General features: G+C 49.7%; 5 protein-coding genes and 3 tRNA genes. 3 read left to right on the plus strand and 5 right to left on the minus strand.

The features are described 5' to 3' along the window. Window positions 1–966, minus strand: a 966-nt coding sequence (locus IJN28_05580) for an aminopeptidase (GenBank protein MBQ6713239.1), incomplete at its 3' end; no start/stop codon positions are given. A 129-nt stretch (window positions 967–1,095) separates the two neighbouring features. Here IJN28_05580 and IJN28_05585 point away from each other — a divergent pair. The 3 genes from IJN28_05585 to IJN28_05595 all read left to right on the plus strand — a co-directional run bounded on the left by IJN28_05585 (window position 1,096) and on the right by IJN28_05595 (window position 1,836). Next, a tRNA-Asn gene (locus IJN28_05585) sits at window positions 1,096–1,171 on the plus strand. Between the two features lie 90 nt (window positions 1,172–1,261). After that, window positions 1,262–1,336 (plus strand) — tRNA-Glu (locus tag IJN28_05590). A 77-nt stretch (window positions 1,337–1,413) separates the two neighbouring features. Then, on the plus strand, window positions 1,414–1,836 hold the full coding sequence (locus IJN28_05595; GenBank protein ID MBQ6713240.1) for a zinc-ribbon domain-containing protein: 423 nt from the start codon (window positions 1,414–1,416) through the stop codon (window positions 1,834–1,836). Between the two features lie 96 nt (window positions 1,837–1,932). Here IJN28_05595 and IJN28_05600 read toward each other — a convergent pair. From IJN28_05600 to IJN28_05615, 4 genes are all read right to left on the minus strand, one after another. Further along, window positions 1,933–2,007, minus strand: a tRNA-Arg gene (locus tag IJN28_05600). 117 nt (window positions 2,008–2,124) lie between these two features. Next, a complete protein-coding gene (locus IJN28_05605) occupies window positions 2,125–2,499 on the minus strand; it encodes a DUF1667 domain-containing protein (protein ID MBQ6713241.1) in 375 nt (124 codons plus the stop codon). A 3-nt stretch (window positions 2,500–2,502) separates the two neighbouring features. Next, window positions 2,503–3,771, minus strand: coding sequence for an FAD-dependent oxidoreductase (locus tag IJN28_05610; GenBank protein MBQ6713242.1), 1,269 nt, complete (start codon window positions 3,769–3,771; stop codon window positions 2,503–2,505). A gap of 1 nt (window position 3,772) precedes the next feature. Next, window positions 3,773–5,239, minus strand: coding sequence for an NAD(P)/FAD-dependent oxidoreductase (locus tag IJN28_05615; GenBank protein MBQ6713243.1), 1,467 nt, complete (start codon window positions 5,237–5,239; stop codon window positions 3,773–3,775). Window positions 5,240–5,442 lie beyond the last annotated feature (203 nt).

Below are 5,442 nucleotides of genomic sequence, written 5' to 3' on the forward strand. Positions count from 1 at the left end.
ATTGCCGTTGAAGGCAGTATCATATGCCATGCCCGGGGTGAAGTGGAAGCTGCCCGAGATTTTTTCATCAAAGAGAGTATCTTTCATCGGTTTTTCGATATATGGGTTGACACCGAGAGCGAATTCGCCGATGTAGCGTGCGCCTTCGTCTGTGTCGAATACTTTGTTGATCTTTTCCGTGTAGTTGGCAGTCGCTTCGACGATCTTGCCTTTGGAGAAGGTCAGTGAGATGTTTTCATACGTTGTGCCCTGATAAACAGCAGGCGTGTTGTACGTGATGGTACCTTCAACAGAATCGCGTACAGGAGCGGTGTAGACTTCGCCGTCGGGGATATTGCGGAGGCCGGAGCATTTTACGGCAGGGATGCCTTTAATGGAGAAGGAGAGGTCGGTGCCGGGGCCGACGATGTGGACGCGGTCGGTGCGGTTCATCAATTCAACGAGCGGCGTCATGGCATCTGCCATTTTTGCATAATCAAGGTTGCAGACGTTGAAATAGAAGTCTTCAAACGCACGTGTGCTCATATTCGCGAGCTGTGCCATTGAGCCGTTTGGATAGCGCATGACGCACCATTTCGTTTTCGGTACGCGAATGTCGCTGTGGACGGGCTGCATCCAGCATTGTTGATACATCTGCATCTGATGCGTGGGAATGTCCGAAAGTTCACTGATGTTTTCGCTTGCTCGGATGCCGAGATAGGCGTCCATCTCTTTCATGCGGGCGGATTCCCACTCGCCGATCATCGTAAGCTGTTCTTTTGATGCTGATTTGAGGAGGGCGCGCGTCAGACGATTGTTTTTGAGTGCGAGAAAGGGGATACCACCGACTTTATACGCTTCTTCTACGAGTGCTTCTGCGAGCGGATGTGCGCAGTCAAAACATTCGATCAGAATCTTTTCGCCTGCTTGGAGGTCTGTTGAATAGCGGATAAGATTTTCCGCTAATTGTTGTATTCTCATATCCATAGATAACGAACTCCTTTATTAAGATATTCTCTTATTAGGATTAGCCGTTTATTAAAAAATACCTACCGAAATATTGAAAATATCTTGTATTTTTTTATGAAGTGGAGTAAAATATAAGAGTAATCTAATTCCTTGATAGCTCAGCAGGTAGAGCAATCGGCTGTTAACCGATCGGTCGTAGGTTCGAGTCCTACTCAAGGAGCCAGCTAATTTACCGCAGATTTTTCTGCGGTTTTTATATATTTTGCTTGCATGAATTGTCGAAATATGATATAGTCTACTTGCATTCTAATATGGCGCGTTGGTCAAGCGGTTAAGACACCGCCCTTTCACGGCGGCTACATGGGTTCGAATCCCATACGCGTCACCATGATATTGATACGGAGAGTAATATCTCCGTTTTTTTATACCCAAATTAAAGAATCATCTTATAAGGAGGCATTTTATATGTCTGTTGCATTGTTATTGGGAATTTGTATGGCGGGATTCGTTTATTATGACAGCGGAAAACGTGATGTGTCGATGGGAGCACGTGCGGCTTGGACTGCCGCTGTATTTTTGCTTGGTATTATTGGACTCATTCCGTATTTTATTTTTGGTCGCAAGAAAAAGAAAGAAGAACCTGTTCTCTTAGAAGACGGTGCGATCGACGTGACGGAAGATGCTACTGCCAGCGGTGTTTGTATAGCTTGTGGTGCAAAGATACCTGTTGATTCAATATATTGTCTTCATTGTGGCAGAAAGCAAGAAGAGATTATCGACGTTCCGACAGAAGATGCGGAGGAAAGACAGGAAGGTATTTGTCCTCTTTGTGGAAAAGAGATTCCTGTAGGTGCCGAATATTGCATCCATTGCGGCAGAAAGATATAAGTGATCGAAGCAGATTCTCTGAAGAAGGGAGTCTGCTTTTTATTTTATCGTAATAAAAAAACACGAACTGCAGTCAGTTCGTGTTTTTATGCTGTATGGTGCGCCCGGGCAGAGTCGAACTGCCGCACCCGGCTCCGGAGGCCGGCGCTCTATCCACTGAGCTACGGGCGCATTTGTTGTGCAAAATTCATTGTAGCATAAAGAATTGTGAATGTCTAATCTTTTTTGGTAACAGTTGGATAATAAAAAGGGAAGGCTGCCGAGGTAGCTTTCCCTTTTGTGTTTATTTTATTCTGCGTGGATGTCCATTGCACGGCTGGCTACGATGTCAACACCGAGGCCGAGGATGTTTTCACAGATGGTCGCGCCTTCTGCGATCGGTGCTTCTACGGTGATAGTACGAAGATGCTCGGCACAAGCAAGGACTTGGTCTTTGGGGAGCGGGCTTTTGGATACGACAGGAAGGAGCGGTAAGAGGCCGCCTGTGATGCGCACGGTGGAGGTGAGCATACGTTTTGGAGCAGTGATCTCTTCTTGTGCATATTTTGCGCCGCGCGGGCAGGTGTTGCCTGTGACGTTCGTGACGCTGCCGCCTTCGATGGTGGCTGTCATTTCACAGCCCATCGGGCAGACGATACAGTTGAGGACTTTCGTTTCGGACATGAGTTACACCTCCCGATTGATGGAGACTGTGATTTCTCCACCGAATGTGGCTGTTTTTTCAGCAGGGATATTGATGGCGATCATTTCGCTCGGTTTGGCAACAGGGAGCATTTTGCTCATGATGACCGTGTCGCCCGATTTGATCTCAAGTTTGACTTTGCGCTCAGGTTTGCCGACACGCATGAAGAGTTTGGAGTCTTCGCCAGCAGGTGGCAACGAAAGAATTTGCGGTACGCAGGTGCGGATGCCGTCGCCTGTTTTGACGTTGACACGTCTGAGCATCGGCGGATGAGGTGCCTGTGCGTGGAATGCGGCGAATTTGCCTGCGATCTCTGCTTCTTCGGATACGAAGTCAACAAGGTCGTGTACGTGTACAACGTTGCCTGCGGCAAAGATACCGTCGAGGCTGGTGTGACGACGCTGGTCGACGATCGGGCCGTTCGTCAGCGGGTGCATCTCAAGTCCGAGGCCTTGAGAGAGCTCGTTTTCGGGGATAAGACCGACGGAGAGAAGGAGCGTATCGCATTCGATATCAAATTCGGTACCCGGGATAGGCTGCATTTTGTCATCGACTTGTGCGGCTGTGATACCTGTGATACGGTCGCGTCCGTGGATCTTTGTAATAGTATGCGAAAGATGGAGCGGGATATCGTAGTCGTGAAGACATTGTACGATGTTTCGCGTAAGACCGTTGGAGAATGGGCAGATCTCGAGAACTGCTTGTACTTTACAGCCTTCGAGGCTCATACGGCGTGCCATGATAAGGCCGATGTCGCCGCTGCCGAGGATGACGATCTTATGGCCCGGGAGATAGCCTTCCATGTTGACCATGCGTTGTGCCGCGCCTGCGGTGAATACGCCTGCGGGGCGTTCGCCCGGGATGCGGATGGCACCGCGTGTACGTTCGCGGCAGCCCATCGTGAGGATGATCGTTTTGCCTTTGAGTTTCAGAAGTCCGTGTTCGGGGCTGACTGCAGTAACAGTTTTGTCGCGAGTGATGAGAAGTACCATCGTGTCAATGAGAACTTCGATCTCCTCTTTATCTTTGATAAGCTCTGCGCAACGGTATGCGTAGCCGGGGCCGGTGAGTTCTTCCTTGAAATGGTGGAGGCCGAAACCGTTATGGATACATTGCTGGAGGATACCACCGAGTTCGCGGTCGCGTTCGATGATGAGGATTTTTTTTGCGCCGTTTTCGTATGCGCTGTATGCTGCGGAAAGGCCTGCGGGGCCGCCGCCGATGATGATTACGTCATAAAGAGTGTTTTGCATCTTAAGCGTCCTCCTCGTTGGCAGAATTTTTTTCGTAGAACATGTGCGAGTTGACGAGTTCTTTGCGTACGGCAGAAACAGGAATATTCAGCTCACGTGCAAGGATCTGCGTAACGCGCGGGCCGCAGAAACCACCTTGACAGCGTCCCATGCCTGCGCGTGTTCTGCGTTTGACACCGTCGACTGTGCGAGCACCGCACGGCGAGTTGATTGCATCGACGATTTCTCCTTCGGTGATCGTTTCACAGCGGCAGATAACACGGCCGTAGAGGTTGTTTTCTGCGATGAGTGCGGCTTGGTCTGCCATGCTCATGCGATGGAAGATCGGTTTTTTCGGCAGAACGCCGTTCCAGTCATCTTTTTTTGCAAGGTTTTCTTTATCAGCAATAAGGCCGACGAGGTATTCTGCGATAGCAGGTGCGCTTGTAAGACCGGGGGACTGGATGCCTGCGGCCTGAATGAGGCCTTCGGTTTTCGTAGAGTGACCGAGAATAAAGTCGCCTGTGCTCGATACGGCGCGAAGACCGCTGAATTCGGTAATAGCCGAGCCGAGAGGAATGTTCGGCAGGAGCTGGCGAGCCGAGTTGATGATCTCATTCATACCCTGCATCGTAACAGCTGTATCGTCTTTATCTTCGCCGTCTTGTGCGTTCGGGCCGATGAATGTATTGCCATGTGTCGTCGTGCAGACGAGGATACCTTTGGAAGTCTTGCTCGGTGTCGGGAATACGACGCCACGTACCATATGGCGGTATGCCATTTTGTCGAACAAGATATATTCGCCTTTGCGCGGATGGATGGTGAACGTATCGTCACCTGCAAGGTGGCTGATCTTGTCGGCATAGACGCCTGCCGCGTTGATGACATAGCGTGTTTTAATCGTGCCGAGATTTGTTTCAACGGCTTCGATCGCGCCGTCAACAAGTTGGAATCCTTCTGCCTGACATTCGCGAATGACTTCTGCTCCGTTTTGGACAGCACATTCGGCGAACGCTACGGTAAGACCAAACGGCCAGCACACGCCTGCTGTCGGTGCCCAAAGTGCGCCGAGGACATCTTTAGAGAGGTTTGGTTCGCGACGGAGGACTTCTTCTTTAGAAAGGATAGTAAGTCCTTCGATGCCGTTTTCCTCACCGCGTGCGAGAAGCTCATGGAGGGTTTCCATTTGTTCTTCCGTCGTTGCAACGACGAGAGAACCGAGCCAGTCGATATCGAGGTTGAGGTCGTCTTTTAATTCATGGTAGAGTTTGTTGCCGCGCGCGTTCATGATCGCTTTTTGACTGCCCGGTTTGGCATCGAATCCTGCGTGGAGGATCGCGCTGTTGGCTTTGGTCGTGCCAATCGCCAAGTCAGGTTCTTTTTCAATCAAAATCGATTTCAAGTTATACTTCGATAACTCGTAGAGGATTGCCGCGCCTGTGATACCGCCGCCGATTACGACGACATCAGCTTCACGGAAAATACCCATTATCTCACGCTCCTTAGTTATAAAATACTGCTTGGATATAACTTTATTGTACCACAAAATAAGGGGAAAAGGTGATAGTGGTGCGATTTATTCAAGAGGATTTTCTTAGAGATAAGCGGAAGATAAAAAAATAAGCCGCCCGCGAAGGACGGCTTATACTTGCTTTTGGATATAAAAATGGTGCGAGTGAAGGGACTTGAACC

It is taken from the genome of Selenomonadales bacterium, from assembly GCA_017442105.1.
Classification (GTDB): Bacteria; Bacillota; Negativicutes; order RGIG982; family RGIG982; genus RGIG982.

Excerpts from the sequence above, each read along its gene's own strand:
- IJN28_05595 (MBQ6713240.1), top strand. The coding sequence starts at position 1,414 with ATGTCTGTTGCATTGTTATTGGGAATTTGTATGGCGGGATTCGTTTAT.
- IJN28_05610 (MBQ6713242.1), bottom strand. The coding sequence starts at position 3,771 with ATGCAAAACACTCTTTATGACGTAATCATCATCGGCGGCGGCCCCGCA.
- IJN28_05615 (MBQ6713243.1), bottom strand. The coding sequence starts at position 5,239 with ATGGGTATTTTCCGTGAAGCTGATGTCGTCGTAATCGGCGGCGGTATC.
- IJN28_05605 (MBQ6713241.1), bottom strand. The coding sequence starts at position 2,499 with ATGTCCGAAACGAAAGTCCTCAACTGTATCGTCTGCCCGATGGGCTGT.